This window comes from Bradyrhizobium sp. SZCCT0153 (genome assembly GCF_018129995.1).
Classification (GTDB): domain Bacteria; phylum Pseudomonadota; class Alphaproteobacteria; order Rhizobiales; family Xanthobacteraceae; genus Bradyrhizobium; species Bradyrhizobium japonicum_G.
This window is the reverse complement of record NZ_JAFCKS010000004.1, coordinates 125,615-145,007: the sequence shown is the minus strand read 5'-3', so window position 1 is coordinate 145,007 and position 19,393 is coordinate 125,615. Positions and strand designations below refer to the sequence as shown.

General features: G+C 63.5%; 17 protein-coding genes. 10 read left to right on the top strand and 7 right to left on the bottom strand.

Annotated elements, in window-relative coordinates; genetic code table 11:
- The first annotated feature begins 14 nt into the window (after positions 1 to 14).
- The 3 genes from JQ572_RS19085 to JQ572_RS19075 are packed head-to-tail and all read left to right on the top strand — an operon-like array spanning position 15 to position 4,683.
- Positions 15 to 1,814 (top strand): FAD-dependent oxidoreductase, encoded by a 1,800-nt coding sequence (locus JQ572_RS19085; RefSeq protein WP_211384364.1) that lies wholly within the window; start codon positions 15 to 17, stop codon positions 1,812 to 1,814.
- The gene (locus tag JQ572_RS19080; RefSeq protein ID WP_211384363.1) at positions 1,784 to 3,631 is read left to right on the top strand and encodes a 2-oxoacid:acceptor oxidoreductase subunit alpha; all 1,848 of its coding nucleotides are present in this window, start codon (positions 1,784 to 1,786) and stop codon (positions 3,629 to 3,631) included. The genes JQ572_RS19085 and JQ572_RS19080 overlap by 31 nt, the downstream gene beginning before the upstream one ends.
- The gene (locus tag JQ572_RS19075) at positions 3,628 to 4,683 is read left to right on the top strand and encodes a 2-oxoacid:ferredoxin oxidoreductase subunit beta (RefSeq protein ID WP_211384362.1); all 1,056 of its coding nucleotides are present in this window, start codon (positions 3,628 to 3,630) and stop codon (positions 4,681 to 4,683) included. Before JQ572_RS19080 ends, JQ572_RS19075 begins: the two co-directional genes overlap by 4 nt.
- Here the strand turns inward: JQ572_RS19075 and JQ572_RS19070 are convergent, their stop codons facing one another.
- The 3 genes from JQ572_RS19070 to JQ572_RS19060 form a co-directional block, all read right to left on the bottom strand.
- Complete coding sequence (locus JQ572_RS19070) at positions 4,684 to 5,130, bottom strand: DUF4399 domain-containing protein (protein WP_211384361.1); 447 nt, start codon at positions 5,128 to 5,130, stop codon at positions 4,684 to 4,686.
- Between the two features lie 17 nt (positions 5,131 to 5,147).
- Positions 5,148 to 6,698 carry an SUMF1/EgtB/PvdO family nonheme iron enzyme gene (locus tag JQ572_RS19065; protein WP_211384360.1) on the bottom strand — a complete coding sequence of 517 codons (1,551 nt, stop codon included), beginning with the start codon at positions 6,696 to 6,698 and terminating at the stop codon, positions 5,148 to 5,150.
- Between the two features lie 250 nt (positions 6,699 to 6,948).
- Positions 6,949 to 7,527: an STM3941 family protein gene (locus JQ572_RS19060; protein ID WP_211384359.1), complete on the bottom strand. Its 579-nt coding sequence runs from the start codon at positions 7,525 to 7,527 to the stop codon at positions 6,949 to 6,951.
- A gap of 196 nt (positions 7,528 to 7,723) precedes the next feature.
- Between JQ572_RS19060 and JQ572_RS19055 the strand changes: the two genes are divergently transcribed.
- The 6 genes from JQ572_RS19055 (at position 7,724) to JQ572_RS19030 (ending at position 10,496) form a co-directional block, all read left to right on the top strand.
- A complete protein-coding gene (locus JQ572_RS19055) occupies positions 7,724 to 8,344 on the top strand; it encodes a hypothetical protein (protein ID WP_211384358.1) in 621 nt (206 codons plus the stop codon).
- Between the two features lie 40 nt (positions 8,345 to 8,384).
- Positions 8,385 to 8,834 (top strand): DsrE family protein, encoded by a 450-nt coding sequence (locus tag JQ572_RS19050; protein WP_211384357.1) that lies wholly within the window; start codon positions 8,385 to 8,387, stop codon positions 8,832 to 8,834.
- Between the two features lie 203 nt (positions 8,835 to 9,037).
- Positions 9,038 to 9,361 (top strand): ArsR/SmtB family transcription factor, encoded by a 324-nt coding sequence (locus JQ572_RS19045; RefSeq protein ID WP_211384356.1) that lies wholly within the window; start codon positions 9,038 to 9,040, stop codon positions 9,359 to 9,361.
- Entirely contained in the window at positions 9,358 to 9,789 is a 432-nt protein-coding gene (locus tag JQ572_RS19040) for an SRPBCC family protein (RefSeq protein WP_211384355.1), read from the top strand. Before JQ572_RS19045 ends, JQ572_RS19040 begins: the two co-directional genes overlap by 4 nt.
- A gap of 54 nt (positions 9,790 to 9,843) precedes the next feature.
- Entirely contained in the window at positions 9,844 to 10,056 is a 213-nt protein-coding gene (locus JQ572_RS19035) for a hypothetical protein (protein ID WP_372702963.1), read from the top strand.
- A complete protein-coding gene (locus JQ572_RS19030) occupies positions 10,053 to 10,496 on the top strand; it encodes a DUF1801 domain-containing protein (RefSeq protein ID WP_211384353.1) in 444 nt (147 codons plus the stop codon). The genes JQ572_RS19035 and JQ572_RS19030 overlap by 4 nt, the downstream gene beginning before the upstream one ends.
- Positions 10,497 to 10,505: 9 nt before the next feature.
- Here the strand turns inward: JQ572_RS19030 and JQ572_RS19025 are convergent, their stop codons facing one another.
- The 4 genes from JQ572_RS19025 to JQ572_RS19010 form a co-directional block, all read right to left on the bottom strand.
- Positions 10,506 to 12,041 carry a SpoVR family protein gene (locus tag JQ572_RS19025; protein ID WP_211384352.1) on the bottom strand — a complete coding sequence of 512 codons (1,536 nt, stop codon included), beginning with the start codon at positions 12,039 to 12,041 and terminating at the stop codon, positions 10,506 to 10,508.
- Positions 12,038 to 13,315 (bottom strand): YeaH/YhbH family protein, encoded by a 1,278-nt coding sequence (locus JQ572_RS19020; RefSeq protein WP_211384798.1) that lies wholly within the window; start codon positions 13,313 to 13,315, stop codon positions 12,038 to 12,040. The genes JQ572_RS19025 and JQ572_RS19020 overlap by 4 nt, the downstream gene beginning before the upstream one ends.
- Positions 13,316 to 13,334: 19 nt before the next feature.
- The gene (locus JQ572_RS19015; RefSeq protein ID WP_211384351.1) at positions 13,335 to 15,278 is read right to left on the bottom strand and encodes a PrkA family serine protein kinase; all 1,944 of its coding nucleotides are present in this window, start codon (positions 15,276 to 15,278) and stop codon (positions 13,335 to 13,337) included.
- A gap of 297 nt (positions 15,279 to 15,575) precedes the next feature.
- Positions 15,576 to 16,226, bottom strand: coding sequence for an STM3941 family protein (locus JQ572_RS19010; protein ID WP_211384350.1), 651 nt, complete (start codon positions 16,224 to 16,226; stop codon positions 15,576 to 15,578).
- Positions 16,227 to 16,534: 308 nt separating this feature from the next.
- On the opposite strand from JQ572_RS19010, the gene JQ572_RS19005 reads away from it, so the two are divergent.
- The gene (locus JQ572_RS19005; protein ID WP_211384349.1) at positions 16,535 to 19,384 is read left to right on the top strand and encodes a bifunctional transaldolase/phosoglucose isomerase; all 2,850 of its coding nucleotides are present in this window, start codon (positions 16,535 to 16,537) and stop codon (positions 19,382 to 19,384) included.
- Positions 19,385 to 19,393 lie beyond the last annotated feature (9 nt).

Below are 19,393 nucleotides of genomic sequence, written 5' to 3'. Positions count from 1 at the left end.
CGGACAGGGTAGGAATGAAACCGACCGATATCGCGGCCCCCGACTACTTTCACAAAGTGGTCGATTGCCAATGGGCCTGTCCTGCGCACACCCCCGTTCCCGAATACATCCGACTGATCGCCCAAGGCCGCTACAGCGACGCCTACATGATCAATTGGAAATCGAACGTGTTTCCCGGAATTCTGGGACGCACCTGCGATCGTCCATGCGAGCCGGCATGCCGCCGCGGACGCGTCGAGGAAACGCCGGTCGCGATCTGCCGCCTCAAGCGCGTCGCTGCCGACTTCAAGGACGACATCACGCATCGCCTGCCGAAGCCCTCGGCGAAAAACGGCAAGCGCGTCGCATTCGTCGGCGGCGGCCCCGCGTCGCTGACGGTGGCGCGCGACCTCGCGCCGCTCGGCTATCACTGCACCGTGTTCGACGGCGATCCGGAAGCCGGCGGCATGATGCGCACGCAGATCCCGAAATTCCGCCTGCCCAACTCGGTGATCGACGAGGAGACCGGCTACATCCTGGATCTCGGCGTCGAGTTCAAGGGCGGCCACCGCATCGAGAGCATGAAGGCGCTGCTCGCGGAGAAGTATGACGCGATCTTCGTCGGCTCCGGCGCGCCGCGCGGCCGCGAGCTCGACATTCCCGGCCGGAAAGAAGCTGCCGCCCACGTCCATATCGGCATCGACTGGCTGTCCTCGGTGTCGTTCGGCCACACCGACAAGATCGGCAAGCGCGTGGTCGTGCTCGGCGGCGGCAACACTGCGATGGATTGCTGCCGCACCGCGCGCCGGCTCGGCGGCGAGGACGTCAAGGTCGTCGTGCGCTCCGGCTTCGAGGAGATGAAGGCTTCGCCCTGGGAGAAGGAGGATGCGATCCACGAGGACATCCCGATCCTCAACTTCCTTGTTCCGGTTTCTTTCATCCACGACAACGGCAAGCTCACCGGCATCACCTTCCAGAAGGTGAAGGCCGAGTACGACGCCAAGGGCCGCCGCAATCTCGTTCCGTCAGGCGAACCCGACCAGACCATCGAATGCGACGACGTGCTGGTCGCGGTCGGCCAGGAGAATGCCTTCCCCTGGATCGAGCAGGATTGCGGCATCGAGTTCGACAAATGGCATATGCCCAAGGTCGATCCGAAGACGTTCGTCTCGACCAACCCCAAGGTCTTCTTCGGCGGCGACGCCGCGTTCGGTCCGAAGAACATCATATGGGCCGTGGCCCAAGGCCATGACGCCGCGCTGTCGATCCACAAGCTGCTGTCGGGCGAGGACATCACCGAACGGCCGCTGCCGGAGGTGAATGTTTCCTCGCAGAAGATGGGCATCCACGAATGGAGCTATGACAACGACATCTCCAACGACAAGCGCTTCAAGGTGCCGCATCGCGACAAGGTGATCGCGCTGAAGGACATCCGCACCGAGGTCGAGCTTGGCTACGACGTCAAGCTGGCGCTGGGCGAGGCCGAGCGCTGCCTGAACTGCGACGTCCAGACCGTGTTCTCGACTTCGCTCTGCATCGAGTGCGATGCCTGCGTCGACATCTGCCCGATGGACTGCATCACCTTCACGGAGAATGGCGAGGAAGCCGATCTGCGCCAGCGCCTGAAGGCACCGTCGCTGCACCCCGACCAGGACCTTTACGTCTCCCGTGACCTCAAGACCGGACGCGTGATGGTCAAGGACGAGGATGTCTGCCTGCATTGCGGGCTGTGCGCCGAGCGTTGTCCCACCGGAGCCTGGGACATGCAGAAATATTTGATCGAAATGACTCAAGCGGGATCATCATGTCCGACAAGAAGCCGATCAGCAGCGTAAACGACTTCGTCGTCCGTTTCGCCAACGTCAACGGATCGGGTTCGGCCAGCGCCAACGAGATGTTCGCGCGCGCGATCCTGCGCCATGGCGTTCCGGTGTCACCGCGCAACATCTTCCCTTCCAACATCCAGGGGCTGCCGACCTGGTACGAGGTGCGGGTGACCGAAGACGGCCATCTCGGCGCTCGCGGCGGCGTCGACATGATGGTGGCGATGAACCCGCAGACCTGGGACAAGGACGTCGCCGGCATCGAGCCCGGCGGCTATCTGTTCTACGATTCCACCAAGCCGATGCCGTCGACCAAATTCCGCGACGACATCACCGTGATCGGCGTGCCGCTGACGGCGATCACCAACTCGACCTACACCGATCCGCGCCAGCGCCAGCTGTTCAAGAACATCATCTATCTCGGCGCGCTCAGTGCGCTGCTCGACATGGACCCGAAGCTGATCGAGCAGCTGATCGGCGAGCAGTACAAGGGCAAGGAGAAGCTGCTCTCCTCCAACGTCCACGCACTGCATCTCGGCCGCGACTGGGCGCTGCAGAACCTCAAATGCCCGATCGGTCTGCGCGTGAAGAAGTCCGACAAGGTCGGCGACCGCATCTTCATCGAGGGCAACAGCGCCGCCGCGCTCGGTGCCGTCTATGGCGGCGCGACGGTGTGCGCCTGGTATCCGATCACGCCGTCGTCGTCGGTGGCGGAAGCCTTTACCGCCCATTGCAAGAAGTACCGGCACGACCCTGATACTGGCATGGCGAAATACGCCATCGTCCAGGGCGAGGACGAGCTTGCCTCGATCGGCATCGTGATCGGCGCCTCCTGGAACGGCGCCCGCGCCTTCACCGCGACCTCCGGCCCCGGCATATCGCTGATGACCGAGTTCATCGGCCTGTCATACTTCGCCGAAATTCCGGCCGTGATCATGAACATCCAGCGCGCCGGCCCCTCGACCGGGATGCCGACCCGCACCCAGCAATGCGACATCATCGCCTGTGCCTATGCCTCGCACGGCGACACCAAGCACGTGCTGCTGTTCCCGGAAGATCCCGCAGAAGCGTTCGAATTCGCGGCCGCCGCCTTCGATCTCGCCGAGCGGCTCCAGACCACGATCTTCCTGATGCTCGACCTCGACATCGGCATGAACCACCGGCTCTGCCGTCCGCTGAAATGGGATGACGCAAGGCAGTACGACCGCGGCAAGGTGATGACCGCGGCGATGCTGGAGGAAGGCCGCGACTTCGGCCGCTATCTCGACGTCGACGGCGACGGCATCCCCTACCGCACCTATCCCGGCACGCATCCGACCAAGGGCTCCTATTTTACCCGCGGTACGTCGCGCGATCGCTATGCGCGCTACTCCGAGGAGGGCTCGGTCTACGCCGACAACATGCAGCGCCTGATGCGCAAGTTCGAGACCGCGCAGGATCTGGTGCCGCGTCCGCTCCAGGCCAATGCCGAACGTCCGACCAAATACGGCGTGATCTATTTCGGCTCGACCTCGCCGGCGATGGACGAGGCGATCGCCCTCCTGGAAGCACGCGGGCATCAGCTCGACCGCCTGCGCATCCGCGCCTTCCCGTTCCACTCCAGCGTCGCGAGCTTCCTCGCCGAGCACGATTTCGTCTACGTGGTCGAGCAGAACCGCGACAGCCAGCTGCGCCAGCTCATCGTCAACGAGAACGGCATCGACCCGGTGCGGCTCGTGCCGATCGTGCATTACGACGGCTCGCCGATCACCGCCCGTTTCATCGCAAAAGCCATTGGCGACCACCAGGATCACCTCAAGGTGACCCCGCTCCGCAAGGCCGTATCATGACCTACATTGCAAAGCCGAAATTCCACCATCCGGGCCTCAAGAAGAACGAGCTCGGCTACACCCACCGCGACTACGAAGGCAAGATCTCGACGCTGTGCGCCGGCTGCGGCCACGATTCGATCACGGCCTCGATCATCGAGGCCTGCTACGAGCTGTCGATCGAGCCGCACCGGGTGGCAAAAATCTCCGGCATCGGCTGCTCGTCGAAGACGCCGGACTATTTCCTCGGCAATTCGCACGGCTTCAACTCCGTGCACGGCCGCATGCCGTCGGTGCTGACCGGCGCCAACCTCGCCAACCGCGACCTGATCTATCTCGGCGTCTCCGGCGACGGCGATTCCGCCTCGATCGGCTTCGGCCAGTTCGCCCATTCGATCCGGCGCGGCGTCAACATGACCTATATCGTCGAGAACAACGGCGTCTACGGCCTGACCAAGGGGCAGTTCTCGGCGACCGCCGACCGCGGCTCGAAGTCCAAGAAGGGTGTCACCAATACCGACAACGCCATCGATCTCGTCGCGATCGCACTTCAACTGGGCGCCACTTTCGTCGCGCGCTCGTTCTCCGGCGACAAGACCCAGCTGGTGCCGCTGATTGCGGCGGCGATCCGCCACAAGGGCGCGTCCTTCATCGACGTCATCAGCCCCTGCATCGCCTTCAACAACCACGCCGGCTCGACCAAGAGCTTCGACTACGTCCGCGAGCACAATGACGCGGTCAACCGGCTCGACGTGCTGGTCGGCCGCGACCCGATCGCGGTGGATTACGCGCCGGGCACCGTGCAAATGGTCGAGCAGCATGACGGCAGCAAGATCGCGCTGCGCAAGATCGACGCCGACTACGATCCGCACGACCGGCTCGGCGCGCAGACGTTCCTCGCGAGGCACGCCGCCAAGGGGCAGATCGTCACCGGGCTCCTCTATGTCGACCCCGATGCGGAAGATATGCACGCGCATCTCAACACGGTCGAGACGCCGCTCAACACGCTGGAAGCGGACACGCTGTGCCCGGGCTCGGCGGCACTGGACAAGTTCAACGCCAGCCTGCGCTGATCATTTGCCGCGCTGAAGCGGCGGCCTGACTCGCACGGTGATCTTGTCCGACACGACAGGCGGCTCGAACGGATAGTGTTTCGCGTCGCCCAGCACCAGCTGAAGGGTATGGGTCCCGGGCGGAAGCTCGAGAAATGTTTCGGTTTGCCCTGCCCCGAAATGCAGATGCGACTTGTCCTGCAGGATCGGCTCCTTCGGATCGAGGGGTTCGCTGACGTCGACCAGCAAATGATGATGGCCGGCGTTCTGGTAGTCGTCGCCGGCATGCGTCACGCCCATGTTGCGCAGGCCGAACCGAACCAGGAATCCGCCGCGCACCTTCTGCCCGTCATACGGGGTGATGAAATAGAGCTTTGCGTCCTTGGGAGCGGTCTTGCCCTGCGAACAGGCGATGCCTGGAATCAATGCGAGCGCAGCCGACAGCACAACGCAGCGAAGGATTTGCATCAGATTTACTCCAGCACCTAGGGACTGAGAGCGACGCGGAATCCATGCGTCGGGTAACGAACATTGGTATCGTAACCATCGCGGTTGGACGGTCGCACGTATCGCGAGTCGTTCTTCCAGGAGCCCGAGCGCAGGACGTGCGAGCTGCAGTCCCCCCCACTCCATGCCGAGCCGTCATTGGGCGCGCCCTGATAGGTCTTGTGCCAGCAATCCTCGACCCATTGGTCGACGCCGCCGCCCATATCGTAGAGCCCGAATGGATTGGGCTTGAAGCTGCCGACTTTCGCCGGCTGCTCGGCCGCGGCGTCGCCGCAATCCTTGCACCCGGCCATGCCCGGCTGGAGCTTGTCGCCCCACCAGTATTTGGTCTGCGTTCCGCCCCGCGCCGCATATTCCCATTCGGCTTCGCTTGGGAGCCGGTACGACTTCTTGGTCGCCTGCGCGAGGAACGCAGCATATTGCTGTGCGTCGGTCCAACTCGCATTGGTGATCGGCGCATCGTCCTTGCCGACGGCAGTGAAGGCGCACGCCTTTGCGGCTGCGCATTCGTTCCACTGCTGCACCGTCACCGGGTATTTGCCGATCGCGAACGGCTTGATCGCGACCTGGTGGACGGGTCTTTCCGTCGGGTCATCGTTGCTGCCCATCGCGAAACTGCCGCCGCGGATCGCAACCATTTCCGGCTCCTGGACCGACATCGCGGATTGCGTCGGAACTGGCGATGGCGAGGTTGCGGGCGCTGCTGCGGTCGAGGGAGAAGCCGCAGGTGCTGCCTGCGGCGTCTGGGTCGAAGAACCGGGTTCGGCTTGAGCGGATTGCGACGTCGGGGATGCTGCCGGAACCGGCAGCGGGGGAGCCGCAGCCTGCTCGCCGGGGCTGTGTGACTGCATGAGCAGATACCAAAGTACGCCGCTCGCAATAACAAGCAGTGTCAGTCCCAGCAGGAATATCAGCACATTCTCGCGCCGACCGCGCGTCCTGCCGACGGCATCCGCATCCGGCAGCACACGGTAGATGCGCACGGGATCGGTGATGTTCTTCACCTTGCGGTCGCCAAGCGCTTCGTAACCGCACACCACCTTGTGCTTGATCTGCTCGTAGATCGCGCCCGAGATATAGACCTGACCGGGCTCGGCGATGCCCTCGATCCGCGTGGCGATGTTGACGCCATCGCCATAGACGTCGTCCGGCTCCACGATGACGTCACCGAGATTGACTCCAATCCGGTATTCGATCCGGGACTCCTTCGCCAGCGAGGCGTTGCGGCCAATGAGATTTTGCTGGATGACGATACTGCAGCGGACGGCCTCAACCGGACTGTCGAAAATAGCGATGAAGCCGTCCCCCGTCGTCTTCACCAGGCTGCCGTGATGCTCGACGATACTGGGCTCGATGAGGTCCCGCTCGATCCGCTTGACGCGAACATGCGTGCCTTCCTCGTCGGCCTGCATCAAGCGACTGTAGGAAGCAATGTCTCCGACAATAATCGCGGCGAGACGACGAGACATCCTGCCGTTTGGCGGCGGGTCATCGTGGCTTCCGGATCTGAAGTTGCGAATTTCGCCCATTGCGGGGCACTCCACAAACTTGCAAGAGGCAGCCGCACCCTACGACTTCGAGAGGCATTCGTCTGTGAAGGCTATCACACTGACGAATCGGGACAATGTCGAAGGATCAGCCGACATCGAGTTCCAGCGAACCGAGGGCTTGCATTGCGTGAACCTTCCTGGCCCGGCCTGCGACTAAGGCAACGCACGGAGCCTCGATCACAGCTCGCTGGAAGCGGGCACGCTGTGCCCGGACTCGGCGCATCGCGCTTTAATGGACCGGCTCGGGTTCGGGCTCGGTTGCGGAGCGGCCCGAATATGCCAACCGGCCGGCCGTCCAGTATTGCCGGCAGGTTTCGAATAGCGCTTCGCCGTCCATGGTCAGGCCGCCTGCATTGACGAGCACGCCGTCCGCGCCGATCGGCTTGTTCATCAGCGACAAGACGCGCTTCAGAAAGCTCCCGGCGAACCGGTCGGCGAGAAGAGGATCGAGCTGGAGCACAACGATCTTCTGGCTGCGGTATCGCCACATCGACATGTCCCGCACCGAACGCCAGGAGATGGTGTCATCGGCGATCCTGATATCGCGAATGCCGACACGGGTGACGAAGACGACCGGCTCCCGCGAGGAGATCAGCGTCCGGAGCATCTTGCAGGTGGCCAGGCCGAACAACGCGACGCCGAAATAGCAGATCGCGATCTGGAACGCGGTGATGTTCTTGGCGTCGTGCCAGTTGAATGCGAGTGCGGCACACAGCAGCGTCAGCAACAGGCTGGCTCCGAGGAGCCCGAGCAGCCGCGCCAGGGAATAGCCGATCGCAAGGTTGGGCAAGTTCTGACTTACGGACATCGTGACCGCCACCAGCCATCTGCAACAACCAGGGGAATATCAACGCCCTCCTTCTAGGGCTGGAACCTTGCGCGAGGCTCCCCGCAGCAGGGTGAGGCGGAAGCACTTGAACGCGGGCCGCTCCGCCTGCGACTAACCGCCAACCGGCCCCGCCTCACCAGGCGGGCCGCCGACGGCTCACGCATCCGGTGCGATCATGAAGCTTGCCCTCGTCCTTCCGCTTGCTCTTGCCGCCTACGTCGGCGCTGCCCGGGCCGATGAGGCCGACGACATCCGCGAAGCCACCAAGGCCGAGGCCGAGACCTTCAACGCGCGCATGTATGCGGGCACGCCCGGCAGCAAGGCCTACGCCTGCTTCGTGCGCCGCTACGATGCCGGGCATCTGGCGCGGCATCCGAAGCAGAAGGTCGCCGCCATGAAGCTGCTGATCTCCGCGGAGGCCGACCAGGAAGACAAGCAGCTCCACAACTCCTTCCGCCTCGGCTTCAGATATCGCCATCGCTCGGGCGATTTCGACTCCAGCGGCTCCTGTAACCACGCCGTGTTCACCAAGGACGGCACCGAGATCCGCCTCGGCTGCGGCGTCGACTGCGAAGGCGGCGGCATCGGCGTGGCGCTGTCGAAGGACGACAAATCGGCAATCGTGCGGCTGGCACGGGTCAGGGTCTGGCAGAACAACAAGCCGGATGACGATGCCGAGCAGTCGCTGGTCGCCGGCGCCGACGACGGCATTTTCCGCCTCGACCGCACCGACACCGCGGAGTGCGCCTCGCTCGTGACCGACCGCAAGGAACTCGCCGCCCTCCGTCACAAATGATATGTCTCCGGCAAATTCAGGTCAGCCGAGGGAGATCGCCATGAACCGCCGGAACATCTTGTGGAGCGCCGTCTCGGCGTTGGGCGTCGCGCTTGGCGCCTCCAGCGCCAAGGCCGCGACGGACGCGGGCCCGGGCAACAAGCTCAAGGTGGTCTACCATCTCAGTGACGCCGAGAAGGTCAATTTCGTGCTCGGCAACATCCAGAACCACATCGACGGTGTCGGCGGCCCGGATCACGTCACGATCGCGCTGGTCATCCATGGGCCGGCGCTGAAGGCGTTTCACGCGGCGCAGGCCAACCCCGACGTCAGCAAGCGCGTCGGCGATTTCTCCAAGGACGGCGTCGAACTCGCCGCCTGCGGCAACACGATGAAGGCGCAGAACATCACGCTGACGGATCTGCTGCCGGGCTTCGTCAGCGCGGAGAAAGGCGGCGTGGTCCGCCTCGCCGAGCTTCAATCGCAGGGCTACCTCTATCTGCGGCCGTAGGCGCCGCCACCTCCTCCGTCGTTGCGAGCGTAGCGAAGCAATCCAGTCCGTCCGCGGAGACAGACTGGATTGCTTCGTCGCAAGGGCTCCTCGCAATGACGGTAGTGCGCGTTGCGCCAACGAGTCCACATCCCCCATCGGGCTTGACACACCCATAACCCTACGGTTATGAGTAAATCCATAACTTTCTGGTTATGGATCTTATGTCCGCCGCACCCGACCTTCTTTTCAGAACGCTCGCCGATCCGACGCGGCGAGCGATCTTCGAACGGCTTTGCCGCGAGGGCGAGCAGACCGTCGGGGCACTGACGCTGCGATCGGGCGTTTCCCAGCCGGCGGTCTCGAAACATCTCGGCGCGCTGAAGCAGGCTGGCCTCGTGCGCGACCGGCATGAAGGACGCCAGACGCATTACAGCGCGCAGCCCGGTGCGCTCAATCCGCTGGTCGACTGGACCAGCCAGATGGCCGGCTTCTGGCAGAACCGGCTCGACGCACTCGACGATCTCCTGAAGAGGATGGACCAATGACCGAAGCTGCAACCGAGACACGTTCCGTCGTCATCGAGCGCGAATTTGCCTTTCCCGCAGAGCGGATCTGGCGCGCGCTGACGCAGCCGCATCTGATCGAGGAATGGCTGATGAAGAATGACTTCAAGCCGACCGTCGGCCATCGCTTCAACCTGCGCGGCGAGTGGGGCGGCGTGCTGGACTGCGAGGTGCTTGCCATCGAGCCTCAGCGCACCCTCGCCTACACCTGGAATTTTGCGCATGAGGACGCAGCGTTCGATCTCAAGAGCGTCGTGACCTTCACGCTGACGCCGACGGGTGCGGGCACGCACCTGCGTGTCGAGCAAGCCGGCTTCAGCCCGACGCAGAAGCAGGCTTTTGGCGGCGCGCATGCCGGCTGGAAGCAGTTTTTCGCCAAGCTGGACGAGGTGCTGGCACGGGCTGAGTAGCTCGGCCGGCGTCCGTTCCGATCATTTGCCAAGGAGGTCTCATTGAGCACGAACATGTGGATTCGACAGATTCATCGCTGGCTGTCGATGGCTTTCACGATCGCCGTCATCGCGAACATCGTCGCCATGATCATGCAGCTCCAGGCCGTGTGGATCGGCCTGATGGCGCTGGTCCCGCTGATCCCGCTGCTCGCGACCGGGCTGTATCTGTTCGCACTGCCCTATCTCGGCCGCAGCGACGCTGTGCGAAGCGAGGCGAGATCATGAAGAAAGCCGTGACCGCGACCAGGAGTGGTCCGACGGAAGCAAAGGCAGCCTCACCCTCCAAATTGATCGACGGCAGGATCAAGGAGCTCGGCGACTGGCGCGGCGAAATGCTGGGGAAGATCCGCGGCCTGATCAAGCAGGCCGATCCCGAGGTCGTGGAGGAATGGAAATGGCGCGGCGTTCCCGTGTGGGAGCACGACGGCATCATCTGCACCGGCGAGACCTACAAGGCGGTGGTGAAGATGACGTTTGCCAGGGGCGCGGCGCTGGACGATCCGACCGGCCTGTTCAATTCCAGCCTCGAGGGCAATGTGCGGCGCGCGATCGATTTTCGCGAGGGCGAGAAGATCAACGAGACGGCGCTGAAGGCACTGATCCGCGCGGCCGTGGACTTGAACAGGTCCAAGGCCAGGAAGAAGCCGGCCAAACGTTCGGCATAGACGGCGGCGTCAAGCCGCCGCCGGAATCGGGCGCGGGCTCACCACATATTCGCGCAGGACCTTGTCGTTGGCGTCGACCTCGATCAGCGCGACGTCGTAGGTCCAGAGATCGGCGAGATGCTGCAGCACCCGCTTGGCGTCGGTTTCGTTGAGCTGCGCGCCCTTGATGACATGGTGATGCAGGATCAGCCGGCGGTCGCCGGACAGATCGACGTCGACCACCTCGATATTGGCGTCGATGTAACCGACATCGTGCTGCCGCGCCAGTTCGCGCCGCACCCGGCGGAAGCCGCGCTCGTCGTGGATCGCATCGACCCTTATGCCGGCGCGCTCCTCGGGATCGTCATGCAGGTGGAACATGCGGAGTTGCCGCATCAGCTTCGGGCTCAGGAACTGCGCGATGAAGCTTTCGTCGCGATAATTGGCCCAGACGTCGCGCAGCACGCCCATCACGTCGTTCTTGCCGGCGATGTCCGGGAACCATTCGCGGTCCTCGTCTTCCGGCCTGGTGACGATGCGCTCGATGTCCTGCATCATCGCGAAGCCGAGCGCATAGGGATTGAAGCCTGAGAAGCGCTGATCGTCGAATTCGGGCTGGAACACCACATTGGTGTGCGATCCCAGGAATTCGAGGAAATTGCCGTCGGTGATGCGGCCCTGCTGATGCAGCTTGGTCATGATGCGATAGTGGACGTAGGTCGCCGTCCCCTCGTTCATCACCTTGGTCTGGCTCTGCGGATAGAAATATTGCGCGATGTGGCGGACGATGCGGAGCAGCTCGCGCTGCCATGGCGCCAGTCGCGGCGCGCTCTTTTCAAGGAAATAGAGCAGGTTTTCCTGCGGCAGGCCGAGCAGCTTGCGGCGGCGTTCGAGCGAGATCGCGGACCGGGTCTTCGACGCTCCCTTTGGCACCGTGCGCCAGAGATCGTTGAAGACTTCCTCTTCGTGCTGGCGGCGGCGCCCTGCCCGCTTCTCTTCCTCGCGCAAATCGAGCTTCTTCTTGCCGGGATAGCGGTCGATGCCGTGCGACATCAGCGCATGCGCAGCATCCAGCGTGCGCTCGACCTCGGTGCGGCCGTAGCGCTCCTCGCATTGCATGACGTAGTTCTTGGCGAAATCGAGGTAGTCCAGGATGCCGTCGGCATCGGTCCACTGCTTGAACAGATAGTTGTTCTTGAAGAAGTGGTTGTGGCCGAAAGCCGCGTGCGCGATCACCAGCGTCTGCATCGTCGCCGTGTTCTCCTCCATCAGATAGGAGATGCAGGGCGAGGAGTTGATCACGATCTCATAAGCGAGCCCCATCAGGCCCTTGCGATAGGACGCTTCGTGGTACGCGAACTGCTTGCCGAACGACCAGTGCTTGTAGAACAAGGGCATGCCGACCGAGGAATAGGCATCCAGCATCTGCTCGGCGGTGATGACCTCGATCTGGTTCGGATAGACGTCGAGCCCGAGATCCTTGAATGCCACCTCCTCGCAGGCATCGGTGATGCGCTGCAAGGTGTGGAAATCCCAATCGGCGCCTTCGAACAAGCGTTCCGTCATGGAGCGGCTTTCTCCTGGGCAGTTTCGCGGCGCTGGAACAGGTCGTGGAACACCGGGAAGATCTCGCTGCGCTCGCTGACCTTGCGCATCGAGAGCGGTGCGCCGCTGTTGCGCAGGCGTTCGTAGAGGGTCCAGAGCGAGGAGTCGGAGAGATCGAAGGCGCTGCCGCCGGACTCGCCGACCTCGAGATAGGCGAAGAACTGGCAGACCGGCAGGATCTTGTCGGTCAGCAGCATGCCCGTGAGCTCGCCGTCGGAATAGGAATTGTCGCCGTCGGAGGCCTGCGCGGCGTAGATGTTCCAGTCCGAGGGATTGAAGCGTTCGCGCACGATCTCGTGCATCGCCTGGAGCGCGCTGGAGACCAGCGTGCCGCCAGAGGCCGGGCCGTAGAAAAACGTCTGCTCGTCCACCTCCTCGGCGCGGTCGGTGTGGCGGATGAAGACGATGTCGACATGCTTGTAGCGGCGCTTCAAGAACACGTAGAGCAGCATGTAGAAGCGCTTGGCCAGATCCTTCATGTGCTCGGACATCGAGCCTGACACGTCCATCAGGCAGAACATCACCGCCTGGGCGACCGGCTTGGGCACCGTCTCGAAGCGGCGGTAGCGGATGTCGAGCGGATCGATGAAGGGAATGCGCTTGGTCTTCGCCTTCAGCTTTTCCAGCTGGGCGAGCAGCACCACCCGCTCGTCCTCGTCCGTGCATGCGGCGATCGCGGCTTCCAGCTCCTCGATCTCGTCCTTGCGCGGACGCTTGAGCGCGATGCGGCGCGCGAGCGCGAGCCGCACCGTCCGGCTGACGGAGATATTCGCCGGCGAGCCGGACGTGGTGTAGCCGGCGCGCTGGATGCCCTCGCTCTCGGTCTGCGCGATCTTGCGCTTGGCAAGATCAGGCAGCTCGAGGTCGTCGAGGAAGAGATCGACGAACTCGTCGCGGCTCAGCACGAAGCGGAAGGCGTCCTCGCTGTCGCCTTCGCCCGGACCGGAATCCTTGGCGCTGCCCTGCCCCGAGCGCTGGAGGTAGTCGCCTTCAATGAACTTCTTGTTCCCGGGCAGCACCATGTCGCGCGTGCCGCCTTCGCGGCGGAAACGCGGCTCGTGCATGCCGTCGAGCGGTATCGTGATCTCACCACCCTCCAGGACGTCCTTGATGTCGCGTTCCTGCGAGGTCTTCTTGACGGCGCCCTGCACCAGGGATTTGGCCCGACGCAAGAACCGCTGCCGGTTCTCAAGACTCTTGCCGCCTGGATTCAGGCGCCTGTCAATGATGTGAATGGCCACTTTCTCATCCGCCTCAACCGGCTTGCTTCACGCGCATGTACCATTCGACCAGACGGCGAACCTGACGCTCGGTGTAGCCGCGCTCCACCATGCGTGCGACGAACTCGCCGTGCTTCTTCTCCGTCTCGCCGTCCTTCTTCGACCCGAACGAGATGACCGGAAGCAGGTCCTCGACCTGGGAGAATATCCGCTTTTCGATCACATCGCGAATCTTCTCGTAGGAGATCCAGGTCGGATTCTTGCCGCCGTTCTGGGCCCGCGACCGTAACGAGAATTTGACCACCTCGTTGCGGAAATCCTTGGGGTTGGCGATGCCCGCCGGCTTCTCGATCTTGGTCAGTTCCTGGTTCAACAGTTCGCGATCGAGCAGCTGGCCGGTATCTGCATCCTTGAAGTCCTGGTCCTCGATCCAGGCGTCGGCATAGTCGACGTAGCGATCGAACAGGTTCTGGCCGTAATCCGAGTAGGATTCGAGATAGGCCTTCTGGATCTCGTTGCCGATGAACTCGGCATAACGCGGCGCCAGATCCGCCTTGATGAATTCGAGGTAGCGCTTCTCGACTTCCTCGGGCAGCTGCTCGCGCTTGATCGACTGCTCCAGCGCGTACATCAGGTGCACGGCGTCGGCGGCGACTTCCTGCGGATCATGGTTGAAGGTCGCGGCCAGGATCTTGAAGGCAAAGCGCGTGGAGACGCCGTCCATGCCCTCGTCGACGCCGGCGGCGTCGCGATATTCCTGGACACTGCGCGCCTTCGGATCGGATTCCTTCAGGCTCTCGCCGTCGTAAACCCGCATCTTGGCGAACACCGTGGAATTCTCGTGCCGGCGCAGCCGCGACATCACCGAGAACCGCGCCAGCGTCTCCAGCGTCGAGGGCGCGCAAGGCGCGGAGGCGAGCTCGGAGCCCTGGATCAGCTTCTCGTAGATCTTCTGCTCTTCGGTGATCCGCAGGCAGTATGGCACCTTGATCACGCAGATGCGGTCGATGAAGGCTTCGTTGTTCTTGTTGGCCTTGAAGCTCGACCACTCGGCCTCGTTGGAGTGCGCGAGAATGACGCCGGTGAACGGAATCGCGCCGATGTTCTCGGTTCCGATATAGTTGCCTTCCTGCGTCGCGGTGAGCAGCGGGTGCAGCATCTTGATCGGCGCCTTGAACATCTCGACGAACTCGAGCACGCCCTGGTTGGCGCGGTTGAGGCCGCCGGAATAGCTGTAGGCGTCGGGGTCGTTCTGCGCGTAGGTCTCGAGCTTGCGGATGTCGACCTTGCCGACCAGCGAGGAGATGTCCTGGTTGTTCTCGTCACCCGGCTCGGTCTTGGCGATCGCGATCTGGCGCAGCCGCGACGGCTGGATCTTTGCGACCCGAAACTGGGAAATGTCGCCGCCGAAGGCTTCCAGCCGCTTGTAGCACCACGGGCTCATCAGGCCGGTGAGCCGGCGGCGCGGAATGCCGTACTTCTCTTCCAGCATCGGACCGAGCTGATCCGGATCGAACAGGCTGAGCGGGCTCTCGAACACGGGCGAGAGTTCGTCGCCGGCCTTGAGCACGTAGATCGGGTGCACTTCCATCAGCGACTTCAGCCGCTCGGCGAGCGAGGATTTGCCGCCGCCGACCGGGCCGAGCAGATAGAGGATCTGCTTGCGCTCTTCGAGGCCCTGCGCCGCGTGACGGAAGAAACCAACGATGCGCTCGATGGTTTCTTCCATGCCGTAGAAGCCGGCAAAGGCCGGATAGGTGCGGATCGTGCGGTTCAAAAAAATACGGCCAAGGCGTGGGTCCTTGGCCGTGTCAATCGTCTGGGGTTCACCGATCGCTGCTAGCAGTCGCTCGGCCGCATTCGCGTATTTCATGGGATCGCTTCGACACGATTCCAGATATTCCGCCATCGACATGTCGTGCTGGCTTCTCGCCTCGAACGACTTAGCGAAAGCGTTGAATAGCGAATCGTTGTACATGATCCCTCTCCGCGTGAGTTCCGCTACAAGCTGAAACGAAAGCAGTTACCGGACCGTTCCTCAGGCCGGATCGAATCAGCGTGAGCACATGACGATCATTGGACACCCGGGTGTCGACTCGACGCAACGCACAACGTAGGCACTCGTTGAGTTACGAACAGGCACATGCCTGTAATTTGTGCGAATCTCTCTCTATATTGGCGCATTTCCAGAAAATGTCACTCGGTCGCAACATCCGGGCATTACCGGATATGAGGCCATCCGGCGCCGCAGCATAGCGATCGGCGAGCGGCGATCTTATGACGCTTGTACGGCGAAGCCTTGCGCGCCGCGTTCATCTTCCTGCTGCAATGCGGTGCGCGGAGCTCTGGCCGCGTGACAGTCGCGGCAGGCGCGAAGCAGTGTATCAAAATCGGTCGCCAGGTCCTCCGTCCGGATGACGATCCGATCGCCCTGCGCACTTCGGGCCAGGGTGCGGATGCTGCGGAGCTGCCGCTGCAAGGCCGGCGTCGGCGTCAGCACGATCATCTTGCGCCCGCGGCGTTCTTCAGCCGAGATCCTCGCGATCGAGTCCCACAGCAGAAATTCATTGCCGATGCGGAGGTCGCGGATGCCATAGGGGGTGACGACCACCACCGGTCCCCGCTCGGCGGGGAGCATCCAGATCAGCCGGATGGTCAACAGGGCGAACACCGCGACGCCGGCAGAGCCGGCCACGGTATCGTAATCGCCAAGACCGTCCCACCAGTCGAAGGCGAGGGTTGCGCTGAGCAACGTCATCGCGAAGCCCGCCGCGATCAGCAGCCGCAGTTGGACGGTACATGGACCGATTTCGAGGTCGGGGGACGCGTCGACGCATGGGGTCGCCGCGGTCGATGGCGGGCTCTCCGCGATCGCGAGCGTCAGACGGTCATGATGTGCGTGCATGCTTACCCCCAGCATGGCCATTCGCGACCGAGCCACAATGCATCAGGCGGACCGGAATCCGCCGATGGTAATCCGCGCAGCCACGAGCGACGAGGCGAAGCAGCTGACGTTACGCAACCAGACTTCGGCCGATTAACTCACGGCCAACGACTATTTACGCAACTCGGCTTCTTCCACCGGGATCGCCATCATGGCGACGGAGTTACACTGGAGGGTATGACTCCCATACCCTTGATTGGTTCCCTCAAGGAAGCATGTAAGCTAGAGGATAGCGCGTCAGGACCGGCGCGGAAACCCCTCGCCCGCAGGCTTGGAGATAAATAAGCACCATGAATCCCGTCAAAGAACTGGAAAAGCACGGACAAGCCGTCTGGCTGGACTTCCTGGCCCGTGGCTTCATCGCCAACGGCGACCTGAAGCGGCTGATCGAAACCGATGGCGTCAAGGGCGTCACCTCCAATCCCTCGATCTTCGAAAAGGCGATCGGCAGCTCGGACGAGTACGACGCGCCGATCGGCAAGGCGTTGAAGCGTGGCGATCGGTCGGTCGCCGACCTGTTCGAGGCTGTCGCGGTGGACGACATCCAGAACGCCGCCGACGTGCTGCGGCCGGTCTATGATCGCCTCAAGGGCGGCGACGGCTATGTCAGCCTGGAAGTCTCGCCCTATCTGGCGATGGACACCGCCGGCACGGTCGCCGAGGCACGGCGGCTCTGGAAGGACGTCAATCGCAAGAACCTGATGGTGAAGGTGCCGGCGACGCCGGAAGGCCTGCCGGCGATCGAACAGCTCATCGGCGACGGCATCAGCATCAACATCACGCTGCTGTTCTCCAGGGACGTCTATCTGGAGGTCGCCAAGGCCTATCTCGCCGGTCTGGAGAAATATGTCGCAGGTGGCGGCGACCCCTCGCACGTGGCCAGCGTCGCGAGCTTCTTCGTCAGCCGCATCGACTCGGTGGTCGACAAGCAGCTCGACGAGAAGATCGCCCGCGCCAATGATCCATCCGAGAAGGAGCGGCTCGCGGCGCTGAAGGGCAAGGTCGCGATCGCCAACGCCAAGGTCGCCTACCAGGATTACAAACGCCTGTTCTCGGGCGCGCGGTGGGACAAGCTCGCCGCCAGGGGCGCCAAGCCGCAGCGGATGCTCTGGGCCTCCACCGGCACCAAGAACAAGGACTATAGCGACGTCCTGTATGTCGAGGAGCTGATCGGCCCCGACACCATCAACACCGTGCCCCCGGCCACGCTGGATGCGTTCCGCGACCACGGCAAGCCGCGCGACAGCCTGGAAGAGAACGTCGACGACGCCCGGCGCGTGCTGGAGGAGCTGGAGCGCTCCGGCGTCTCGCTGGACGCCATCACCGAGGAACTCGTCAAGGACGGCGTCAGGCAGTTCGCCGACGCGGCCGACAAGCTGTATGGCGCGGTCGCCCATAAGCGCGCCACCGTGCTCGGCCCCGCGATCGACCGCCAGCTTCTCTCGCTCGGCGACGGGCTCGGCAAGGCGGTGGCCAAGAGCACGGAGGAATGGCGGGCGTCAGCCAGGATCCGCAGGCTCTGGCAGCGCGACAAATCGGTCTGGACAGGCACGGACGAGGACAAATGGCTCGGCTGGCTCGACAGCGCCGCCAAGGCCGACGTCGCCGACTATGAGGATTATGCCAGCCGCGTGAAGGGCCAGAAGTTCTCGGACGCCGTCGTGCTCGGCATGGGCGGATCGAGCCTCGGGCCCGAAGTGCTGGCCGAAACGTTCGCGCGAAAGTCAGGCTTCCCGAAGCTGCATGTGCTCGATTCCACCGATCCGGCGCAGGTGCGGGCGATGGAGGCGAAGATCGACATCGCCAACACCGTCTTCATCGTCTCCAGCAAGTCCGGCGGCACCACCGAGCCGAATGCGATGAAGGACTATTTCCATGAGCGCGTCGCGCAGGCGGTCGGCCCGAAGGTGAAGACCGGCCATCGCTTCATCGCGGTGACCGATCCCGGCTCCTCGCTGGAGAAGGCGGCGAAGAAGCTGAACTACGCGCGAATCTTCCATGGCGAGCCCTCGATCGGCGGTCGCTATTCCGTGCTCTCGCCGTTCGGCCTGGTGCCGGCGGCAACCGCGGGCATCGACGTCAAGACCTTCATCAAGCACGCGCTCGCGATGGCGCGCTCCTGCGGACCGGACGTGCCGCCAGCCGAGAACCCCGGCGTGCAGCTCGGCCTTGCCATGGGCCTTGCGGCGCTCGAAGGCCGCGACAAGGTGACGATCCTGTCGTCGAAGAAGATCGCCGATTTCGGCGCCTGGGCCGAACAGCTGATCGCGGAATCGACCGGCAAGGAAGGCAAGGGCCTGATCCCGATCGACGGCGAGCCGCTGGGCGAGCCCTCGGTCTACGGCAACGACCGGCTCTTCATCGACATCCGTATCGAGGGCGAGGCCGACGCCGCCCATGACTCGCAGCTGGCTGCGATCGAAGCGGCCGGCCATCCCGTCGTGCGCATCGTCATGAAGTCGATCGACCATCTCGGCCAGGAGTTCTTCCGCTTCGAGATGGCAACGGCCGTCGCCGGCAGCATTCTCGGCATCAACCCGTTCGACCAGCCGGACGTCGAAGCGGCCAAGATCAAGACCCGCGAACTCACCGCGTCGTTCGAGAAGACCGGTTCGTTGCCGGCCGAGGAACCGGTGGTCAGCACCGCAGATGCCGATCTCTACACCGACGAGGCAAACGCCGCGGCGCTCCGCGCCGCCGGCGCCAATGGCGACCTCACCTCATGGCTGAAGGCGCATCTTTCCCGCTCCGGTCATGGCGATTACGTCGCCCTGCTCGGCTACATCGCGCGCGACAAGGCGACGATCGACGCACTTCAGGCCATGCGGCTCGAAGTGCGCGAGAAGCGGCATGTCGCAACCTGCGCCGAGTTCGGGCCGCGCTTCCTGCACTCGACCGGGCAGGCCTACAAGGGCGGACCCGACAGCGGCGTGTTCCTCCAGATCACCGCCGACGAGGCCAAGGATCTGGCCGTTCCAGGCCAGAAAGCGAGCTTCGGCGTCATCAAGGCGGCGCAGGCGCGCGGCGACTTCGACGTGCTCACCGAGCGCGGCCGTCGCGCGCTCCGCGTCCATCTGAAGGGCGGGCTCAAGAAAGGTCTCGCGGCGCTCAACGCGGCGCTCAACGACGCGCTGAACTAAGGGAATCCC

Excerpts from the sequence above, each read along its gene's own strand:
- JQ572_RS19085 (WP_211384364.1), top strand. The coding sequence starts at position 15 with ATGAAACCGACCGATATCGCGGCCCCCGACTACTTTCACAAAGTGGTC.
- JQ572_RS19080 (WP_211384363.1), top strand. The coding sequence starts at position 1,784 with ATGTCCGACAAGAAGCCGATCAGCAGCGTAAACGACTTCGTCGTCCGT.
- JQ572_RS19075 (WP_211384362.1), top strand. The coding sequence starts at position 3,628 with ATGACCTACATTGCAAAGCCGAAATTCCACCATCCGGGCCTCAAGAAG.
- JQ572_RS19070 (WP_211384361.1), bottom strand. The coding sequence starts at position 5,130 with ATGCAAATCCTTCGCTGCGTTGTGCTGTCGGCTGCGCTCGCATTGATT.
- JQ572_RS19065 (WP_211384360.1), bottom strand. The coding sequence starts at position 6,698 with ATGGGCGAAATTCGCAACTTCAGATCCGGAAGCCACGATGACCCGCCG.
- JQ572_RS19060 (WP_211384359.1), bottom strand. The coding sequence starts at position 7,527 with ATGTCCGTAAGTCAGAACTTGCCCAACCTTGCGATCGGCTATTCCCTG.
- JQ572_RS19055 (WP_211384358.1), top strand. The coding sequence starts at position 7,724 with ATGAAGCTTGCCCTCGTCCTTCCGCTTGCTCTTGCCGCCTACGTCGGC.
- JQ572_RS19050 (WP_211384357.1), top strand. The coding sequence starts at position 8,385 with ATGAACCGCCGGAACATCTTGTGGAGCGCCGTCTCGGCGTTGGGCGTC.
- JQ572_RS19045 (WP_211384356.1), top strand. The coding sequence starts at position 9,038 with ATGTCCGCCGCACCCGACCTTCTTTTCAGAACGCTCGCCGATCCGACG.
- JQ572_RS19040 (WP_211384355.1), top strand. The coding sequence starts at position 9,358 with ATGACCGAAGCTGCAACCGAGACACGTTCCGTCGTCATCGAGCGCGAA.
- JQ572_RS19035 (WP_372702963.1), top strand. The coding sequence starts at position 9,844 with ATGTGGATTCGACAGATTCATCGCTGGCTGTCGATGGCTTTCACGATC.
- JQ572_RS19030 (WP_211384353.1), top strand. The coding sequence starts at position 10,053 with ATGAAGAAAGCCGTGACCGCGACCAGGAGTGGTCCGACGGAAGCAAAG.
- JQ572_RS19025 (WP_211384352.1), bottom strand. The coding sequence starts at position 12,041 with ATGACGGAACGCTTGTTCGAAGGCGCCGATTGGGATTTCCACACCTTG.
- JQ572_RS19015 (WP_211384351.1), bottom strand. The coding sequence starts at position 15,278 with ATGTACAACGATTCGCTATTCAACGCTTTCGCTAAGTCGTTCGAGGCG.
- JQ572_RS19010 (WP_211384350.1), bottom strand. The coding sequence starts at position 16,226 with ATGGCCATGCTGGGGGTAAGCATGCACGCACATCATGACCGTCTGACG.
- JQ572_RS19005 (WP_211384349.1), top strand. The coding sequence starts at position 16,535 with ATGAATCCCGTCAAAGAACTGGAAAAGCACGGACAAGCCGTCTGGCTG.